Annotated in this window: 18 protein-coding genes; 5 read left to right on the forward strand and 13 right to left on the reverse strand. The window is 34.4% G+C overall.

The window, feature by feature from the left end:
* Window positions 1-60 precede the first annotated feature (60 nt).
* Window positions 61-690: a response regulator transcription factor gene (locus tag EQG63_RS01580; protein WP_129433736.1), complete on the forward strand. Its 630-nt coding sequence runs from the start codon at window positions 61-63 to the stop codon at window positions 688-690.
* Here EQG63_RS01580 and dnaG read toward each other — a convergent pair.
* The 6 genes from dnaG to EQG63_RS01610 form a co-directional block, all read right to left on the reverse strand.
* The gene (dnaG, locus tag EQG63_RS01585) at window positions 687-2663 is read right to left on the reverse strand and encodes a DNA primase (RefSeq protein WP_129433738.1); all 1977 of its coding nucleotides are present in this window, start codon (window positions 2661-2663) and stop codon (window positions 687-689) included. The two genes, EQG63_RS01580 and dnaG, sit on opposite strands and share 4 nt — an antisense overlap.
* Window positions 2664-2760: 97 nt before the next feature.
* Window positions 2761-3999, reverse strand: a complete 1239-nt coding sequence (locus tag EQG63_RS01590) for a hypothetical protein (protein ID WP_129433740.1) — start codon at window positions 3997-3999, stop codon at window positions 2761-2763.
* A 140-nt stretch (window positions 4000-4139) separates the two neighbouring features.
* The gene (locus tag EQG63_RS01595; RefSeq protein WP_317125535.1) at window positions 4140-5198 is read right to left on the reverse strand and encodes a hypothetical protein; all 1059 of its coding nucleotides are present in this window, start codon (window positions 5196-5198) and stop codon (window positions 4140-4142) included.
* 15 nt (window positions 5199-5213) lie between these two features.
* Complete coding sequence (locus EQG63_RS01600) at window positions 5214-5933, reverse strand: hypothetical protein (RefSeq protein ID WP_129433742.1); 720 nt, start codon at window positions 5931-5933, stop codon at window positions 5214-5216.
* Entirely contained in the window at window positions 5920-6480 is a 561-nt protein-coding gene (locus EQG63_RS01605) for an RNA polymerase sigma factor (protein WP_129433744.1), read from the reverse strand. The genes EQG63_RS01600 and EQG63_RS01605 overlap by 14 nt, the downstream gene beginning before the upstream one ends.
* Window positions 6481-6582: 102 nt before the next feature.
* Window positions 6583-7563: a polyprenyl synthetase family protein gene (locus tag EQG63_RS01610; RefSeq protein ID WP_129433746.1), complete on the reverse strand. Its 981-nt coding sequence runs from the start codon at window positions 7561-7563 to the stop codon at window positions 6583-6585.
* A 117-nt stretch (window positions 7564-7680) separates the two neighbouring features.
* On the opposite strand from EQG63_RS01610, the gene EQG63_RS01615 reads away from it, so the two are divergent.
* On the forward strand, window positions 7681-8547 hold the full coding sequence (locus tag EQG63_RS01615; RefSeq protein WP_129433748.1) for a hypothetical protein: 867 nt from the start codon (window positions 7681-7683) through the stop codon (window positions 8545-8547).
* A gap of 141 nt (window positions 8548-8688) precedes the next feature.
* Window positions 8689-9510 (forward strand): hypothetical protein, encoded by an 822-nt coding sequence (locus EQG63_RS01620; protein WP_129433750.1) that lies wholly within the window; start codon window positions 8689-8691, stop codon window positions 9508-9510.
* Between the two features lie 57 nt (window positions 9511-9567).
* Here EQG63_RS01620 and rlmN read toward each other — a convergent pair whose 3' ends face one another.
* Entirely contained in the window at window positions 9568-10611 is a 1044-nt protein-coding gene (rlmN, locus tag EQG63_RS01625; protein ID WP_129433755.1) for a 23S rRNA (adenine(2503)-C(2))-methyltransferase RlmN, read from the reverse strand.
* 156 nt (window positions 10612-10767) lie between these two features.
* Between rlmN and EQG63_RS01630 the strand changes: the two genes are divergently transcribed.
* Together EQG63_RS01630 and EQG63_RS01635 are read left to right on the forward strand one after the other, a co-directional pair.
* Window positions 10768-11715 carry an NAD(P)H-dependent flavin oxidoreductase gene (locus EQG63_RS01630; RefSeq protein ID WP_129433757.1) on the forward strand — a complete coding sequence of 316 codons (948 nt, stop codon included), beginning with the start codon at window positions 10768-10770 and terminating at the stop codon, window positions 11713-11715.
* Window positions 11716-11815: 100 nt separating this feature from the next.
* The gene (locus EQG63_RS01635; RefSeq protein ID WP_129433759.1) at window positions 11816-12457 is read left to right on the forward strand and encodes an O-methyltransferase; all 642 of its coding nucleotides are present in this window, start codon (window positions 11816-11818) and stop codon (window positions 12455-12457) included.
* Here the strand turns inward: EQG63_RS01635 and EQG63_RS01640 are convergent.
* The 6 genes from EQG63_RS01640 to EQG63_RS01665 form a co-directional block, all read right to left on the reverse strand.
* A complete protein-coding gene (locus EQG63_RS01640) occupies window positions 12452-13021 on the reverse strand; it encodes a phosphatase PAP2 family protein (protein ID WP_129433761.1) in 570 nt (189 codons plus the stop codon). The genes EQG63_RS01635 and EQG63_RS01640 overlap by 6 nt on opposite strands.
* Window positions 13021-13368: a Sec-independent protein translocase subunit TatA/TatB gene (locus EQG63_RS01645; protein WP_129433763.1), complete on the reverse strand. Its 348-nt coding sequence runs from the start codon at window positions 13366-13368 to the stop codon at window positions 13021-13023. The genes EQG63_RS01640 and EQG63_RS01645 overlap by 1 nt, the downstream gene beginning before the upstream one ends.
* An 89-nt stretch (window positions 13369-13457) precedes the next feature.
* Window positions 13458-15704 (reverse strand): M1 family metallopeptidase, encoded by a 2247-nt coding sequence (locus tag EQG63_RS01650; RefSeq protein WP_129433765.1) that lies wholly within the window; start codon window positions 15702-15704, stop codon window positions 13458-13460.
* A gap of 67 nt (window positions 15705-15771) precedes the next feature.
* On the reverse strand, window positions 15772-16275 hold the full coding sequence (locus EQG63_RS01655) for a DUF6702 family protein (protein WP_129433767.1): 504 nt from the start codon (window positions 16273-16275) through the stop codon (window positions 15772-15774).
* A gap of 2 nt (window positions 16276-16277) precedes the next feature.
* Window positions 16278-17015, reverse strand: coding sequence for a hypothetical protein (locus EQG63_RS01660; RefSeq protein WP_129433769.1), 738 nt, complete (start codon window positions 17013-17015; stop codon window positions 16278-16280).
* The gene (locus EQG63_RS01665; RefSeq protein WP_129433772.1) at window positions 17015-17737 is read right to left on the reverse strand and encodes a hypothetical protein; all 723 of its coding nucleotides are present in this window, start codon (window positions 17735-17737) and stop codon (window positions 17015-17017) included. The genes EQG63_RS01660 and EQG63_RS01665 overlap by 1 nt, the downstream gene beginning before the upstream one ends.
* Window positions 17738-17829 lie beyond the last annotated feature (92 nt).

The raw sequence follows: 17829 nt of genomic DNA on the forward strand, positions 1-17829 counted from the left end.
CAATGGTTTAAATATTTATTTTTGTAAATTTACTGGTACAAACAATTAAATCATTGGGTTATGGTAAAGATTGGTCTTGCGGATAATCATCCGGTGGTGCATTACGGAATCCGCTCCTATTTCAAGGAACATTCAGATATTTCGCTAGTAGGAATTGTAGATAATTTCGATATGGTAGAAGAAATGCTAAAACGCAAGGAAATTGATGTTTTAGTAATTGACTTAGAACTTGACGGCTTGTCGAGTATAAACTTAATAAAAACACTTTTACGCGATTATCCAAAGCTTAAAATTGTTTTATTCTCCAATCTTAACGAACAAGTATATGCTCCTAACGCTATAAAAGCTGGCGTTTCTTCTTTTGTTGAAAAATCAGAAAAATTAGAAACCTTAGCCTCCACCATTATAAAAGTAAATCGTGGCGCAGTAATTTTTAGCGAAGCTGTAAAACGAAATATGGCATTGATTTCCAAACAATCAAAATCGGAGCGTTTGTACCGAAAATTATCCAGTCGAGAAGTGGAAGTATTGCGCTATTTATCGAATGGTAAAAAAAACAAAGAAGTCGCCGAAGCCTTACATTTAAATGAAAAAACAATTAGTACGTATAAATTACGATTGTTAGCAAAACTGAATGTGACCAATTTGGTAGATTTAGTAAACAAGGCCAAAACTTTGGAAATTGTTTAGTAACGTGACATTACACGACCAAGCTTATTAGAAAAGTTACTTATTAATTTAGAATAATCCATTACCATCGAAAGGTTTTCAGAGTTATCAACCTGTTCTTCGTTTGTGATGGATTTTTTAATTTCATCTATTATTTTACTGACCAAAAACCAGCGTAAACTTAAAATTGTTTCAGAAACGTACTGACTAATAGTTTTATCTTTTAGTTTCACATAGATTTGTTTGGCTTCCCAGTTGTGCAAAACCACTTGCTCTTCATCCATCAAAATAGTAGTGACTTCTTGAGCCAATTCGGGTGAAAGTTGCATCAAATACTGCTCAATTTCAAATTTTTCATTTTCATTAAAATAAGAAATCAAATTATTATAAAGATCTTTAAAAATAGGGTTGGCCAATTCGACCTCATCTTCTTGCAAACTTAAATAAATGCGTTGAAAAACTTTGTGTGTACTGATTTCTTTCACTTCATGCAATTCGCCTTCTTCATTGGCTTTGTATAAAATATCTTCGAACTCTTCTTCTACATTTCCGTACAATAAAAGAATTTCAATGATTTTTCGTTCCAACTCATACTGAACATCAACGGTTACTTGTACGGCTGGATTTTCATTTTTATAAACTTCGAAAGCTTTATTTTCTTGTTTCAGTTTTTTTCCCGCTTCGGTAATATCTTTTTGAACCAATTGCGCCAAAGTATTGAACAATACTTCTTCCGAAATATCCATAATTCGGGCACATTCTTGGATGTAAATCTCACGCTTGATTCGGTCCGGTATTTTAGAAATACTCATAACCATATCTCGAATTAAATCAGCCTTTTTGATAGGATCGTTCTTCGCATCTTTCATTAATAAAGAGGCCTTAAACTGAATGAAATCCATGGCGTTTTCATCAAAATAACGCAACAATTCATCATGAGGTGTTTTTCGAGCAAAACTATCCGGATCATCACCGTCTGGAAAGGTACACACTTTTACATTCATGCCTTCTTCAAGAATCAAATCGATTCCACGAATGGAAGCGCGCAATCCTGCTGCATCACCATCAAAAAGCACTGTAATATTTTTAGTCAAACGGTTTATCAGTCGAATTTGATCGGGTGTTAATGCTGTTCCAGAAGAGGAAACCACATTCTCTATTCCCGCTTGATGCATTTGAATCACATCGGTATAGCCTTCGCATAAAAAACAATTATCTTGTTTGGCGATGGCTTGTTTGGCATGAAAAATTCCATATAAAACTTTCGACTTATGGTAAATTTCACTTTCGGGAGAATTGACATATTTGGCGACTTTTTTATCGTTGGTTAAAATACGTCCACCAAAACCCAAAACACGTCCCGACATGCTTTGAATTGGGAACATCACTCTACCTTTAAAGCGATCAAAATGACGCCCATCTTCGCGAAGAATTGTCAGTCCCGTTTTTTCTAGAAACTCTAATTTATAGGCTTGTCCAAGTGCTTCTTTGGTGAAGGCATCCCAATTTTCGGAAGAATATCCCAATCCAAATTTTTTGATGATATCCTGTGTAAATCCTCTCTCTTTGAAATACGACAAACCAATAGCCTGCCCTTCATCGGTATTGAGCATGGTGTTTTGAAAATATTTCTGCGCAAATTCGGAAACCAGATACATACTTTCCTTTTCATTGGCTTCTACAATATCTTCTGCGGATTGCTCCGTTTCTTCAATTTCGATATTGTATTTTTTGGCTAAATATTTTATCGCTTCTGGATACGAAAAATGTTCGTGCTCCATTAAGAAAGTAACAGCATTTCCGCCTTTTCCCGAACTAAAATCTTTCCAAATCTGTTTGACAGGCGATACCATAAATGAAGGCGATTTCTCTTCTGAAAACGGGCTTAATCCTTTTAAATTGGTTCCTGCTCTTTTTAAATTCACAAAATCACCAATCACCTCCTCAACTCGAGCAGTTTCAAAAACGGTTTCTATGGTACTTTTGGATATCATTACTTAGTGAAAGTTCAAAGATACAAAGTTAGTTGAGATTACCTAAAACGAAAAAAGCGCTTTCAAATGAAAGCGCTTTTATATTTCTCAATTTCTTTTATTTCAAACGGAAATCGGGTTTCTTTTTCGTATCGTTATTTTTGAATAAATTCATAATTCCAATTGACGAAACATATAATGTTTTGTTGTTTGTATTAAACCAGTTATTTACAGTATCTACAGGAGATAAAGTCTCATTAGTAAACATTGCTGTGCAGCTATCCACGGTTGTATTTGAAATTTTAATTTGTTTGAAATTAGGCTCTGATAAGTATTTATCATCCAAAGCGATAAAACTAGCAAATCCGGCCACTACACAGTTATTCATTTCTAAAAAAGAATCTGATTTTAATGAAATTGCTTCTTTTACTAATCCTTGATTGTTTACTTCATTACTAACCATAGTAACGTTGTTCAATTTGATTACTGTTTTTTTCTTAGTAGCATCAAAATTTTCCACTTTATCATACGAATCGATTTCCAAACATCTAGAACGAGTATTATCAGAAATAAATGGACTTCTAATCACAATACTATTGTTTACGTTACATTGAACACCCATCGAGAAATCGAAATCATCATCTGCATTATTAAACGAAATAAAATTATTGATATCTACAATCCCTCCAATAACTTCAACCGCATCGTCTTTGGCAAAACTCACCTGCACATGATCTACAATTGTTCCGCTTCCTACAGCACCAAGTGTTAATCCGTTAAGCATTGTTTTCGCATCAATTTTTTTACCTGCGAATTCAATTCTCACATATTTAAGCACCCCTGAACTTCCTTTTTCATTGGTTCCTCCAAAATTATTATACAAAGGATTTGGGTCATAAATAGAAGAAATAACGCCACCGTGTCTGTTTAATGGTCCATCACCATATAAAATTACACCACCCCAATCGCCTGCTTTTCTGTCAGCCGTTGATTTAGTAGAAGTAAATACAATTGGATCCGATTCTTTCCCTTCAGCCATTAACTTAGACCCTCTTGTGATTACCAAAGTCCCATTGGTTTCAAAATCACCTCGAATCACAGTTCCTGGTTCTATAGTTAAAGTCGCATTGTTTGACACATATACAGTACCCATTAAAACATAAACATTTCTTTTAGAAAGTGTTGTATTTTCGGCAATTACTCCTGAAAGAATATTGGTAGGTTGGTTATATTCAACGGCTTTTGGCTTAAAATTTGTCCAACCACTAAACCAATTATCGCCGGTAATCCCTTGTTGATTTTGTGCTATTGCTGTTGAAAAAGCGAATAAAGCAACTAAAATAGATTTGATTTTCATTGAGGTCTTTTTTTATTTAAAGTAAATGTAGTCATAACATTTTATATTTTCAAAATATAATCTTAAGCTTTTGTTATTTTTTAAAAACAAAAAGTGTCTCTAAACTAGAAACACTTTTTCAATAACTGTGCCAAATAAAATTAATTCAAATCGAAACGCACTCCCAATGAAATATTATTTTGATCAACTGCATTGTTTTTAAACAGCGGATTTAAATCATATTTCACATATAAACTAGTCCCTTCATAGCCTAGGTAAGCCCCTAAACCATATACAAAATCATTGGTATTAAAACTCCCTTTTGTTTTACTCGTAACATCATTTCCAACCGTATCTTCATACTTTAAAATTTGTTTTGTTTTGATATTTGTGCCTGCAAAACCTCCTAAACCCAATCGGAAACTTTTATGCGTTTCAAAATACGGTTTCCCTTGGTGGTCTTTATTTCCAGAAAAATCAAACTCTAAATATAATGGCACTACTAAATTAACATTTCGCAATCTAGAATCTTCTAAAATTATAGCAGCCGTTTGCAAGTTCGTTTGCTTTCCATTTTCTACAAAATAACGATTGTTTGTTGGACGTAAATTGTTGTATTGCACCGACCAACCGTATTTAAAATGTAATAAATTGTTGTTTTTCAAAATACGAGTATTGTAACTCCAACCTAACTCATAGAAATGAGAACCCCAATATCTAAAATCGGAATGTGCTATCGCTTTATTGGTTACCAAATTATTAACACCAGCTGCAAAAACCAATTGAGAAGTCGTTCTTTTTTCAGACACTTTTGTTGTGTCTTTGGCTCCTACATGGACTTTTATTCCTTTTCCGTAGGTTCTTCCAAAACGTTTTGCAGTATCTAACGTGGCGATTCTCCCTTCCACTTTTTCTTTCACCAATTGTGTCAATTTTTGTTCTTCTACCGCTACTCTTGTTTCAATTTTTGAAGCTGTTTCTTCCGCTAATTTTAGTTTTTTTTCATCCGCTTGATTTCTATCAATGGTTCCTTTTTCAAGTTCGTTATTTACCATTTCGATTTGATATTTCAAAGCCGCTTTTTCTTCTTTGGTGATTTTCTCAATTTGATAGGCAATTCCTTTTGCTTTTTGTTCGAAAGTTTCTTGTCCGTACGTTTTGCTAAATGTTGCTAAAACTAAAATTCCTAAATAAAGTACTACTTGTTGCATAATGTTCATTTTTTGATTGATGATTTATTGATTATTTGATGATTCTTCTAAATTTCTACTGGCAAAAGATTCTTTGGCGTCTTTATAATTTTTAACCATACTTTTCATTACTTTTTGACGAAAAGTGAGAATTACTTCTCCTTCGACTTGATTCAGCAAAGCGTTGGCATCTACTTTTAATTTTGGCTTACTTATGGTTTTATTCTCCGCAATAACGTCTTTGTTTACAATAGGCAGCACCTTTTCAGTTGTCACAACGCCATTTGAAATTTCGTTCGTTTTTTCTGTATTAGCCTCCGCAATTTTGTTTGTACGCTCTTGCTGTATAACCTCAACAGGGTACTTCATTTGCTTTGGTTTAACATCTTGTTTTCCTTTTGATTTTGAGTTTTCAGCGATACGCGTTTCCTTTGAAATTACTGTATTGGAATTGATTTCGGTACCTATAACTTCTGAATTCTTGTTATTCAATTTTGTTTCCTCTGCTTTAGGACTTTCTACTACTTCTTGATTGTTTTGGAACGGTTGTTCTTGACTTTCATTTTGCATAAGAAAAACATATCCAATCCCCAAAAACAGTACCAATCCAGCGGCAATTTTCATCCAAGGAAAACCTCTTTTTTTCGAACTTTCTTCTTGAACCGAAAGCATGGCATCTAATCTATCCCAAGAGTGAGCCGCAGGCTGAATTTCTCTCGCATTCAGCTTTTCTCGTATTTGTTTTTCTACATTATTCGGTTCCATTGCTGTAATTTTTTAATTGGTTGATTTGGTTGGCCAACATTTTTCTTGCATGAGACAATTGCGATTTTGAAGTCCCTTCATTAATCGATAACATTTTGGCAATTTCGTGGTGCTTATACCCTTCAATTACATATAAGTTAAACACCATTTTGTAACCATCAGGTAATTGATCAATTAGAAATTGTATGTCTTCAACCGACAATTGGCTTTCAATGTTATTGGTCGTTTCTTCAAAGTAGTTTTCATCATCGATAAATTTTACTTGTTTTTGGACTCTTATAAAAGAAATACATTCGTTGATCATTATTCTTCGAATCCAGCCTTCAAAACTCCCTTTGTTTTCAAAATTTTTCAAATGCACAAACACTTTCATAAAAGCAGTAATCATGACATCTTCCGCTTGATGAACGTCTTTTACATACTGTCGACAAACACTCAGCATTTTAGATGAAAATTTAGAATAAATCTTATGTTGGGCCTGTCTATTGTTTTGAACAGCCAATTCGATTAACGCTATTTCCTCTTGATGTAAATTGATTACCTTCATATTTTTAAACTAGGAAGAGTGTTGGAATTTTATTTTGAAACGCCCTTCTACTGACATAGACGAGATGCAATTGAAAAAGGTTGCATGAGGGTTGAAAAAAAATTATTTTTTTCGTTCAATAACGTAATTAACCATTAAAATCAAGGATTCTTTATAGGTAGAATTTGGGAAAGAAGCGATAAGAGACAACGCATCTTGTTGAAATTGAATCATTTTTTGTTCCGCATAGAGTAAGCCACCCTTATTTTTTACAAAGGCAATAACCTCTTTAACACGTTTTTTATCTTTATTGTGATTTTTTATAGAATTGATTAACCAGCTTTTTTCCTTTTCAGTACAATTGTTTAAAACATGAATGAGCGGAAGTGTCATTTTCTGTTCCTTGATGTCGATACCTGTGGGTTTGCCGATAGCTTCTTCGGTATAATCGAATAAATCGTCTTTAATTTGAAAAGCCATTCCGATAAGTTCGCCAAATTTACGCATTTTTTCAACCGTTTCAGCATCTTCAGGAGTAACCGAACACGCTCCTAAGGCACAACAAGCAGCAATTAAAGTCGCTGTTTTTTGACGGATGATTTCATAATAAATGGCTTCTGTAATATCCAAACGGCGTGCTTTTTCAATTTGAAGCAATTCTCCTTCGCTCATCTCCCGAACCGCTACCGAAATGATTTTCAACAAATCGAAATCACCATTATCTATAGAAAGCAACAATCCTTTAGAAAGCAGGAAATCCCCAACTAAAACCGCAATTTTGTTTTTCCAAAGCGCGTTAATAGAGAAAAATCCACGACGACGATTACTGTCATCTACTACATCATCATGCACCAAAGTTGCGGTATGAATCAGCTCAATAACCAAAGCCCCGCGATACGTTCTTTCGATTACTTCACCTCCAGAAATCATTTTTGCGGTCAAGAAAACAAACATCGGTCGCATTTGTTTACCTTTGCGATTGACGATATAATAGGTGATTCTGTTTAAAAGCGCCACTTTAGAAGACATCGAGTTTTGGAACTTTTTTTCAAAAAGTTCCATCTCTTGAAGTATCGGTGCTTTTATTTGCGAAGTAATATCCATTGGAAATCCAAAGATAGAATAATTCTGCGGAAACTAAAAAATGTTAAAATTTCAAATCAAATTAAACCTTATCAATTTATCAAGGTCTTATTGCTAAACCATAAAAAACTACATATTATGAAAACAAGAATTTATATCACCACACTTATTAGTGCTTTATTTTTAACTATTAGTTGTAATAAAGACGATCAAGCAGTCACCGAAACACCTATAACTGTTCCGGAAGCGGCTTCAAATGCACAAATGGATATGGCAACGGATGATGTATCAAAAATTGTGGAAGAACAATTAACCACGGAAGATGGAATTTCTGGCAGAAGTGCAGTACCGCAAGAAAGTTTATTACCATCTTGCGCTACAGTAACTAGAGTTCCAGCCTACGGAACAACTTTAACTCCAGGAGATATCATCACAAAAACCATCGATTTTGGCACGACAGGTTGTGAAATGCCAAACGGAAATATTTTAAAGGGACAAATTATTATTAGTTTCGAGTACCAACCTTCGGCAACTTCTCATACTATCAATTACAATTTTGTAAATTTTTATCACAATGCTATAAAATTTAATGGTGCCAAAACGTTCACTCGAGTGTTAGGGACAAGTGCCGCCAACCCAAGCACACATCCTATAGTTACGATGACCATGAATTTAACTGCTACTATGCCGAATGGAAGTGTATTTACAAGAGTTGGAAGTCGAGTAAAAGAAATTGTTGAGGGACAAGCAACCCCTGAATTGACCGATAATGTGTATCAAGTCACTGGAAGTTGGAACACTACATCACCTAATGGAATAGAGCGAACTAGTACTATTACAAATCCGCTAATCATCAAATTAAACTGTTCCAATATTGTCAAAGGTATTATCACTTTTGCACGAAACGGAAACACTTCCACTTTAGACTATGGAAATGGTGATTGTGACAATCAAGCGATTGTTACTATCAATGGAGTTCCTTTTACCATTACTTTAAGACGTTAATTTCAAAATAAAGCAAATAAAAATCCCTGATTCCTTTAAAATTGGGGCTTTTTAAAAAAAACATTAAAATTATTTTTTATATTGTTTTTTTAACATTTTAATCTATATTTGTCTTATCCTCAAACGCTTAAAACGGAGATTATGAAAAATAAAATTTTAGCACTTATCGCTATCGCTACTGTAGCTTTTACAAGCTGTTCAAAAGATGAAAACACAAGCAAACCAATAACTGAAGCTGATATTCTTGCAGAAAATAAAATTGATGCTGCCATTGAAGACATTAGTGCTTTAGTTGAAAATCAATATCTTACACAGGAAGCTGCCGCTAAAAGACAAGTTGCTCCTGCATCTTTTTTACCTCCTTGTGCTGTTGTAACAGTAAATCGTACATTAACTTCTTACACTAGAACCGTAGATTTTGGAACTGCTGGTTGTGATATAGGAAATGGTACTATAATGAGAGGAAAAATTATCATGCATTTTAGTGCTGATTTCGATACTTTAACTTCTGTTATTTCGTACACGTTTGATGATTTTTATCACAATAACAACCATATTGTAGGAAACAAAACGATGACAAGAACCCGTGAAAACGCGAATGGTAATCCAGAAAAAAGATTCGAAGTGGATATGCACATCACTTTTGCTAATGGAAGCGAGTATGATCGTGAAGGAATTCGTGTAAACGAATTTACAGCAGGTTATGACACATGGACTTTATCGGATAATGTACATGTAATCACTGGACATTCAACTACTACTTTTCCTGATGGTTCGGTTGACTCTTCGGTAATAACAACTCCTATTAGACGTGATTTTTCTTGCAGATACACAGCAGAGGGAGTAATAGAATTTCACAGAAATAGTGATGTTGCGATTTTAGATTACGGAAATGGTAATTGTGACAATATTGCTGACTTAACTATAAACGGAACAACTCGACAAATTAGACTTTTCTTCTAATAAAAATCGAAGATATAACATAAAAAATCCCGTCTTTAAAATGAGACGGGATTTTTTTTATACTTCTTTATTCGCCAACTGACCACAAGCCGCATCAATATCTTTTCCACGACTTCGACGCACTTTAGCCACAATCCCATTGTTTTCTAACGATTTAATATAGTTTTCAATAGCTTCTGGATTAGCTTGCTGAAATTCGCCATCATCAATCGGATTGTATTCAATAATATTTACTTTACAAGGCACGTGTTTGCAAAACTTAACCAAGGCATCAATCGATTTTTTGTCATCATTAATTCCTTTCCAAACCACATATTCATAGGTAATTTTACTTTTTGTTTTTCGGTACCAATATTCTAGCGCTTCCCTTAATTCAGGTAACGGAAAATTTTTAGTAAACGGCATGATTTGATTACGCGTTTCTTCAATAGCAGAATGCAACGAAACTGCTAATTTGAATTTTACTTCATCATCCGCCATTTTCTTAATCATTTTGGAAACTCCCGACGTAGAAACGGTAATACGTTTTGGTGACATCCCTAGTCCTTCCACAGAAGTGATTTTATCAATCGCCTTCATCACGTTAGGGTAATTCATCAACGGCTCACCCATTCCCATAAAAACGATATTAGAAAGCGGTCGATTATAATACAACCTACTTTCAGCATCGATAGCCGCAACCTGGTCATAAATTTCATCCGGATTCAAGTTACGCATTCGTTTTAAACGTGCTGTAGCGCAAAAATTACAATCCAAACTACAACCCACTTGACTCGAAACACAAGCGGTTGTTCTGGTTTCTGTTGGAATTAAAACCGATTCCACAATTAAATCATCGTGCAAACGTACCGCATTTTTTACCGTACCGTCACTACTGCGTTGCATGGTATCAACCTTGATATGATTGATCACAAAATTAGCTTCCAACATGGCTCTGGTTTCCTTAGAAACATTGGTCATGTCTTCAAAAGTATGGGCTCTTTTTTGCCACAACCATTCGTATACTTGATTTCCACGAAATGCTTTGTCACCATTGGCCACAAAAAATTCTCGTAATTGCTCTTTTGTTAATGCTCTTATGTCCCTTTTTTCAATTTGCATGGTGCAAAGATAGGAATTCTAAAATTTGAACAGCAATAAGAATTTCATTGCCAGTTGTAAACTCACATCGATTATCTATTATAATTACTATTTTTTAATATGCATGCATACTAATTTTTAGTATATTTGATAAATATTAACTAAATTCCTTCAGTTATGAAACCAACATTACAGGAAATACTACAAATCAAACATCCTATTATAATGGCTCCAATGTTTTTGGTGTCGAATACAGCAATGGTTATTGAAGGAATGAAAGCAGGTGTTGCAGGATGCATTCCGGCATTAAATTATAGGACTTTAGAAGAATTAAAGGCGGCTATAGCCGAATTGAGAGCTGCAAAAGTCCCTGGCGGAAGTTTTGGATTCAATTTGATTGTCAACAAATCGAATATCAAATACAAAGACCAACTTCGAGTATTGTGCGAAGAAAAGGTAGATTTTATCATTACCTCTTTGGGAAGTCCAGAAGAAACAATTAAAGAAGCACATAAAGTTGGTGTCAAAGTTTTTTGTGACGTGACTGATTTGGGTTTTGCAAAAAAAGTTGAAAGCTTAAAAGCTGATGCTCTGATTGCTGTCAATAACCAAGCAGGCGGACACAGAGGTAACTTTAATCCAGAAGAATTAATCCAATTGTTAAACGACAATACTTCATTACCCGTTATTTCTGCGGGTGGTGTGGGCAACAAATCAGATTTAGACAAAATGCTAGCGGCAGGAGCCATTGGAGCTTCCATTGGTAGTTTATTTATCCCGTCTATTGAAGCCACTGTTTCGCAAGAATACAAACAAGCTTGTGTTGATTATGGTGCTAAAGACATTGTGATGACCGAAAAAATTTCAGGTACTCCCTGCACGGTTATTAATACGCCCTACGTACAACAAATTGGCACTAAATTAAATTGGTTTGAACGCTTTTTAAACACCAATAAACGCTTCAAAAAGTGGGCGAAACTCATTCGTTTTATGATTGGAAATAATGCGGTTACGAAAGCAGCCACACAAGCGACCTATAAAACGGTTTGGGTAGCAGGCCCTACGATTGAACATTCGAAAGCCATATTGCCTGTTCAAAAAATAATAGAAAGTCTAGTTAAATAAATATAATTTTTTGGTTGAATTTGAAAAGCGAAAAGGAAACTTTCCGCTTTTTCTTTTTCGCTTAGTTATTTGTATTTTTGCACTTGTAATTTACAACCTTATGCATTTTATTTCCGAAGAATTAGAAGACTATGTAGCCAAGCATAGTGAAAATGAACCCGAATTATTGGTCCGTTTGAACAAAGAAACGCATCAAAAAGTATTGCAACCTCGAATGTTGAGCGGGCATTTTCAGGGAAGGGTTTTGAGCATGCTCTCTAAAATAATTCGCCCTACAAACATTTTGGAAATTGGGACATATACTGGTTATGCCGCTTTGTGTTTAGCCGAAGGCTTACCCGAAAACGGAACTCTAGACACTATTGACATCAAAGAAGAGTTGGTTGATTTTCAACGAAAATATTTTGGCCAATCGCCTTGGGCCAATCAAATTCAGGCACATCTAGGTGATGCCTTGGACATCATCCCTACACTTAATAAAAAATTTGATTTGGTATTTATTGATGCCGATAAAGAAAATTACATCAATTACTTCGAAATGATTGTCCCATTAATGAATAAAGGAGGTATTATTTTATCCGACAATGTTTTATGGAGTGGAAAAGTACTGGAAGAAGTAAATCCAAACGATAAAAGCACTCAAATTCTATTGGAATACAACAAAATCATCAAAGAAGATCCAAGAGTGGAAACTGTTTTACTTCCGATACGTGATGGCTTGACCGTGAGTCGTGTACTATAATTTTGGAAAGTATTTTAAAAGTATTATTTCGTACAACTTATAAAAACCAAACCCAAAAGTAGCGCCTACCAAATAACCCGTTAGAATATCTCCAGGGAAATGCAGTCCCAAGTAAATTCGGCTATAAGCAAATATCAAAGGGAATAAAAAAAGTAAAAAGGCATATTTGTAATGCTTTTTCAAAATCATAAAGACAAACATGGTACTCGCCATAGAATTGGCGGCATGACCTGAGAAAAAACTATAGGTGTCGCTGGTTTTTACAATTCTGATAATTCCGTTTATTTGCGGATCATTACACGGTCGCAATCGCTGAAAAGTATCTTTTATCAGATTGGTAAATTGATCGGTTATGGTGATTAATAAAGCAATAGAAAGGATAACCAACAAGAAGTTCTTCCAGCTTCCCAACTTTTTATACACCAAATACAGCATCACTACAAAAAAAGGCGTTAAATGCAACTGCTTGGTAATGAACAACCAAAAACCATCAAAGTTTTCAGAACCCAATCCGTTGAGGAAAACCAATAAACTTTTATCTACTTGTATCAGTTTTTCCAACATTAGAGCTGACGTTTTATAGGTCCTGTTAAGTCTTCAAAATTCTCTTTGACTTCACTAATTTCAGAAGTAATATCTAATGGATTTTCAGCAGGTAAATCTTGGGTGATTCTACCTTTAATACTTTCTTTAATTGCATCTACTTCTTTTGAGAAATTATCGGTAAGATTTGAAATTTCAGGAGTATTTGCACTATTTTGAATTTCCGATTTAATTTCGTTGGTAGCGTTTTTAAGCTGCGCCATTCCTTTTCCTAGGGCACGTGCAATATCTGGAATCTTCTCTGATCCAAACAACATTAACGCTATAAAGATGATTAAAATTAATTCGCCTCCACCAATTCCAAACATTAGCTTTTCTTTTAAATTAAAAAACAAAGGTACAAAAATGCACCTTTGTTTAAATTGAACTTTTAGTTAATCCTTTTATAAAAAATTGTTTATTCAAATTTTGACTTTACTTCCTCTTTTGGCCAAGCATTATTAGTGACATCTATATCGGCAGTTTCTTCTTTAGGGTCTACTTTGATTTTTTTAATAATCTTTTGAGTCGCAAAAGTTCTAGAAACTTCTTTATCGTTTTTAAGCCAAATTTGGGCTGGGAATTTGTGATTTTCAGTTGTCCCGTCTTCAAACGTAAGTTCTACGATTAATGGCATTACCAATCCTCCTGGTTTATCAAAAGTAACTTGGTAAAAATATTTCGGAGCTACTAACTTCACTTTTTCTTCTTCACTAAATGTTTTTGATATGTATTCGTCTAATGTTTTTACCAATTTTGCATCAAAACTAGTGTTCATTTCTGGTTTGAAATCGGCACTAGCGCTATCCACCATATACACTTTTGGCCCCGTATTTCTAAATCGGTTACGTCTGTTTGTTTCTTGAGCTTTAAAACCCGCAGGCTCATCATTAGAAACATAAAATTGTTTTACTTCTTTTACACCAATATCAGTATAATCAGTAGTGTAAAACCAACCTCTCCAAAACCAATCCAAATCAACTCCAGAAGCATCTTCCATTGTTCTAAAGAAATCTTCTGGTGTTGGGTGTTTGAATTTCCAACGGTTTGCATAGGTTTTAAACGCGTGGTCGAACAATTCTCGTCCCATAATCGTTTCACGTAAAATATTCAATCCAGCTGCTGGCTTTCCATAAGCGTTATTTCCAAATTGCTTAATCACTTCCGAATTTGACATAATAGGTTCAATCCAGTTTTGATCACCACTCATATAAGGAACAATTAATTTAGCTGGTCCTCTATCAACTGGGAAATTAGCTTCCCATTCTATTTCAGCTAAATATTCCATAAAAGTATTTAGACCTTCATCCATCCATGTCCATTGACGCTCGTCTGAATTCACAATCATTGGGAAAAAATTGTGTCCTACTTCGTGAATAATTACACCTAACATGCCGTATTTTGTTCTGTCGGACACCACACCATTTTCATCTGGACGACCGAAATTCCAACAAATCATTGGGTATTCCATCCCTTGGTCCTGTGCATTTACAGAAACAGCTTTTGGATAAGGATAATCAAATGTATGGCTTGAATAACTTTTTAAGGTATGTGCTACTGCTCTTGTAGAATACTGTTCCCAAAGCGGGTTTCCTTCTTTAGGATACACTGAAGTCGCCATTACTGTTTTTCCACCTAATTTGACTGCCATAGCATCCCAAATAAATTTTCTAGAGGTAGAAATTCCGAAATCACGAACATTTTCGGCTTTAAATTTCCAAGTTTTCTTTTTATCAGAAATTGATTTTTCTCTTTCAATAGCTTCTGCTTGAGTAGCGATAATTACTGGATTGTCAAATGATTTTTCAGCCAATAAATAACGTTGTAATTGTGCTGGAGAAATTACTTCTGCTCTATTTTGAAGACTTCCCGTTGCTTCCATAAGATGGTCCGCAGGAACCGTAATATTTACTTCATAGTTACCAAATGGCAACGCAAATTCACCTTGTCCCCAAAATTGCATGTTTTGCCAACCTTCAACATCATTATAAACGGCCATTCTTGGGAAAAACTGTGCGAGTACATATAACCTGTTTCCATCTGGAAATTGCTCATAACCACTACGTCCACCATCAACCATATAATTTCCAATATTGTACCACCATTTGATTTTGAAAGTAAATTTTTGTCCGTATGCTAATGGCGTTTTTAGGTTAATTCGCATCATTGTTTCATTAACGGTATACGAAATTGGTGCTCCTGTGACATCTTGAACGTAGTCGATTTTAAAACCTCCATCAAACTTTTCTTCCATATAAGTACGAGAAAAACCTCTGGCACTCATGGCTGCATCTATTTTTTCACTTCGAACCAATGGTGTTTTTGACGTTTTGGCAAAATGGTTTTGGTCTAACTGCACCCATAAATAATCTAAAGATTCTTTAGCATTATTCGTATACGTAATGGTTTCTACACCATATAGACGTGCCTTTTTATCGTCCAATTCGATGTCCATTTTATAATCGGCTCTTTGTTGGTAGTATTCCGGACCAGGTGCCCCTGAAGCCGTACGATACATATTAGGAGTAGCCATCAAATCATACATTTGACGAAATTTACTGGTATCTCCATGACCTTCTTGCTTTGGTTTTTGCTGTACTGGATCTTGTGCAAAAACACTACCTGAAACAGATAATGCAATCAATAAAAGCTTTAAATTCTTCATAACCGATTAAAATAGGACTAAATTTGAGTGATAAATTTAAAAAAATAAACGCGGGAATATAATTTTTTTAGTTTTTTAACAAACCTTTTGCATTTGTCCCTGAAAAAAGAAAACTCTTTTTATTTCCCAAAACAGTAGTATGGACAATATTTTGTTGCTCATCGTTTAAATCTAACAAAACGGAATTAACAATTTCCAACGTTTTGATTTTTGGAATCTCCTTAACATTATAGTAGCATATCAATACATTTCCTTCCATTTCTTTATTGGCAAAATGAATAGTTTTGGGTTTGCCATTCACTGTAATTTTGAAATTTTCGAAGATGTATTTTTTCATTACTTCTACATCTTGAATGGATTCTTCTTTTTCCCCTAAATTCACTTTGGTCTTGTATTTTTCGGAAAGCATTTTATTTAAATCATCTACAAATATGCGCGAGGTTATTTGCAACATTTTCTTTTCCGTTACATAGTTTATTTGATAAATTGAGACATAAAATTTATGGATAGTAAACGAAGAAAATCCAATGATTACAAAAGTTAGAATCGCTATTTGAAGATACTTTTTCATTCTTATTTTGGGTTGTTTTCAGACAAAATTAGCATTTTATACTGCGTTGCAATATCTCCTAGCAAAAATACAGCCAAAAATCGATTATTCTCTTTAACGGCTTGTGTGAATTTTGGATAATCTAACGAATACAACTGAAAACCTTTGACGTTTTCTTTTGGAATTTTTAAATTTTGAGTATAAAATGACTCTTCAAACATCACTTCCACTTTTTCCAACAGCTTTTCTTTACGTTCAATTTGCACTTCTTTTTTTAACATTGCTGTGCGACCACTAATTTGATTGATCATACCATCCACACTCATCCCTCCTAATGGAATTAAAAGTGGACTGTACCATTTTAATTTTTCGGCAGTGCGTAATTTTCGTTCGGCTGGTGTATAGGTTTTTATATCTTTAGAAACGATACCTAATGATTTTGCTGTAATTGACTTGACATACACTTCCTCTAGTTGATTTACTTTGGATTGCACTTTTATGTACAACATTTCTTTTGTAAAGGAATAGCTATCCAATTTGATTTCAACGCCATGAATGGCATTGGAAGTGACCACTAGTTTATCATTCACTTTGGCTTCTATAGTAAAAAAACCTCCATTTTGAGTAACGGTGTTGGCTTTTGTAGTGTAATTAACAATCATAATTCCGTCGGGATTTCCATCTGCAATCACTTTTCCCTTCAAGATGGATTGAGAGAAAACACTTTGTATGCAACACAGAAAAAACAGAATTTTATACATTATTCACCCTTCATTTCTTTGAACTTGAATGCCATTTCAACCAATCGCAATTTTAATGCTGCAATATTTTTATCCGTTAATAGTTTGGCAATCCCTAAATTTTCGGAAGTATATACCAGAAATCCTTCTAAGCTTTCTTTGGAAATTTTTAAAGTCGTTAGAAAAAAGTCTTCGGTGAGTAAATATAGCATTTTTTGAGAGTTAGTCTCATATTTTTCAACTTGCACAATTTTTTCTAACGAAGCTGTTCTACCCGAAATAGCATTCAAAATCCCATCTACTGAAATACGCGTATTGGTTCCGTAAAGATTTTTTTGCCCTCCCAAAGCGGTGTACAGTTTTCTTTCGGCCGGTGTATATGTTTTTACACTTTTACTAATGATTCCCAAAGATTTTGCCGTAATATGACTCACTTTTATTTCGTCTAACTCGAAAGCCTTTATTTTCACTGCAATGATTAATGGATCCATTTTAAAGGAATTCGAATTCAATTTAATTTGTAGTCCTTCCATTTTGGGAGATGCCAAAACAAGTTCATCATTTGGACAAGCAGCTATCGTAAAGGATCCATCCTTTAAAGTATAGGCGGTTTGTTTAGTCGAATTATTGACCACAAAAACCGAATCTAAAATAGCGCCATCCGAAATTATCTTCCCCTTCAGTACTGACTGAGAAAAAACACTTTGAACACCTATTAAAAAGAAAAACAATAAATTCTTCATACCTTCATTTGAATGGTAAAAATAAAAATGAGTATTCCCAAAATGCTATTAACGGATTGGTAAATATTTGTTAATTCTCAATATCTTTGGCT

The organism is Flavobacterium amnicola (assembly GCF_004122165.1).
In the GTDB taxonomy this organism is placed as follows: Bacteria; Bacteroidota; Bacteroidia; order Flavobacteriales; family Flavobacteriaceae; genus Flavobacterium; species Flavobacterium amnicola.

Coding starts and splice junctions, on each gene's coding strand:
- EQG63_RS01580 (WP_129433736.1), top strand. CDS start 61: ATGGTAAAGATTGGTCTTGCGGATAATCATCCGGTGGTGCATTACGGA.
- dnaG (WP_129433738.1), bottom strand. CDS start 2,663: ATGATATCCAAAAGTACCATAGAAACCGTTTTTGAAACTGCTCGAGTT.
- EQG63_RS01590 (WP_129433740.1), bottom strand. CDS start 3,999: ATGAAAATCAAATCTATTTTAGTTGCTTTATTCGCTTTTTCAACAGCA.
- EQG63_RS01595 (WP_317125535.1), bottom strand. CDS start 5,198: ATGAACATTATGCAACAAGTAGTACTTTATTTAGGAATTTTAGTTTTA.
- EQG63_RS01600 (WP_129433742.1), bottom strand. CDS start 5,933: ATGGAACCGAATAATGTAGAAAAACAAATACGAGAAAAGCTGAATGCG.
- EQG63_RS01605 (WP_129433744.1), bottom strand. CDS start 6,480: ATGAAGGTAATCAATTTACATCAAGAGGAAATAGCGTTAATCGAATTG.
- EQG63_RS01610 (WP_129433746.1), bottom strand. CDS start 7,563: ATGGATATTACTTCGCAAATAAAAGCACCGATACTTCAAGAGATGGAA.
- EQG63_RS01615 (WP_129433748.1), top strand. CDS start 7,681: ATGAAAACAAGAATTTATATCACCACACTTATTAGTGCTTTATTTTTA.
- EQG63_RS01620 (WP_129433750.1), top strand. CDS start 8,689: ATGAAAAATAAAATTTTAGCACTTATCGCTATCGCTACTGTAGCTTTT.
- rlmN (WP_129433755.1), bottom strand. CDS start 10,611: ATGCAAATTGAAAAAAGGGACATAAGAGCATTAACAAAAGAGCAATTA.
- EQG63_RS01630 (WP_129433757.1), top strand. CDS start 10,768: ATGAAACCAACATTACAGGAAATACTACAAATCAAACATCCTATTATA.
- EQG63_RS01635 (WP_129433759.1), top strand. CDS start 11,816: ATGCATTTTATTTCCGAAGAATTAGAAGACTATGTAGCCAAGCATAGT.
- EQG63_RS01640 (WP_129433761.1), bottom strand. CDS start 13,021: ATGTTGGAAAAACTGATACAAGTAGATAAAAGTTTATTGGTTTTCCTC.
- EQG63_RS01645 (WP_129433763.1), bottom strand. CDS start 13,368: ATGTTTGGAATTGGTGGAGGCGAATTAATTTTAATCATCTTTATAGCG.
- EQG63_RS01650 (WP_129433765.1), bottom strand. CDS start 15,704: ATGAAGAATTTAAAGCTTTTATTGATTGCATTATCTGTTTCAGGTAGT.
- EQG63_RS01655 (WP_129433767.1), bottom strand. CDS start 16,275: ATGAAAAAGTATCTTCAAATAGCGATTCTAACTTTTGTAATCATTGGA.
- EQG63_RS01660 (WP_129433769.1), bottom strand. CDS start 17,015: ATGTATAAAATTCTGTTTTTTCTGTGTTGCATACAAAGTGTTTTCTCT.
- EQG63_RS01665 (WP_129433772.1), bottom strand. CDS start 17,737: ATGAAGAATTTATTGTTTTTCTTTTTAATAGGTGTTCAAAGTGTTTTT.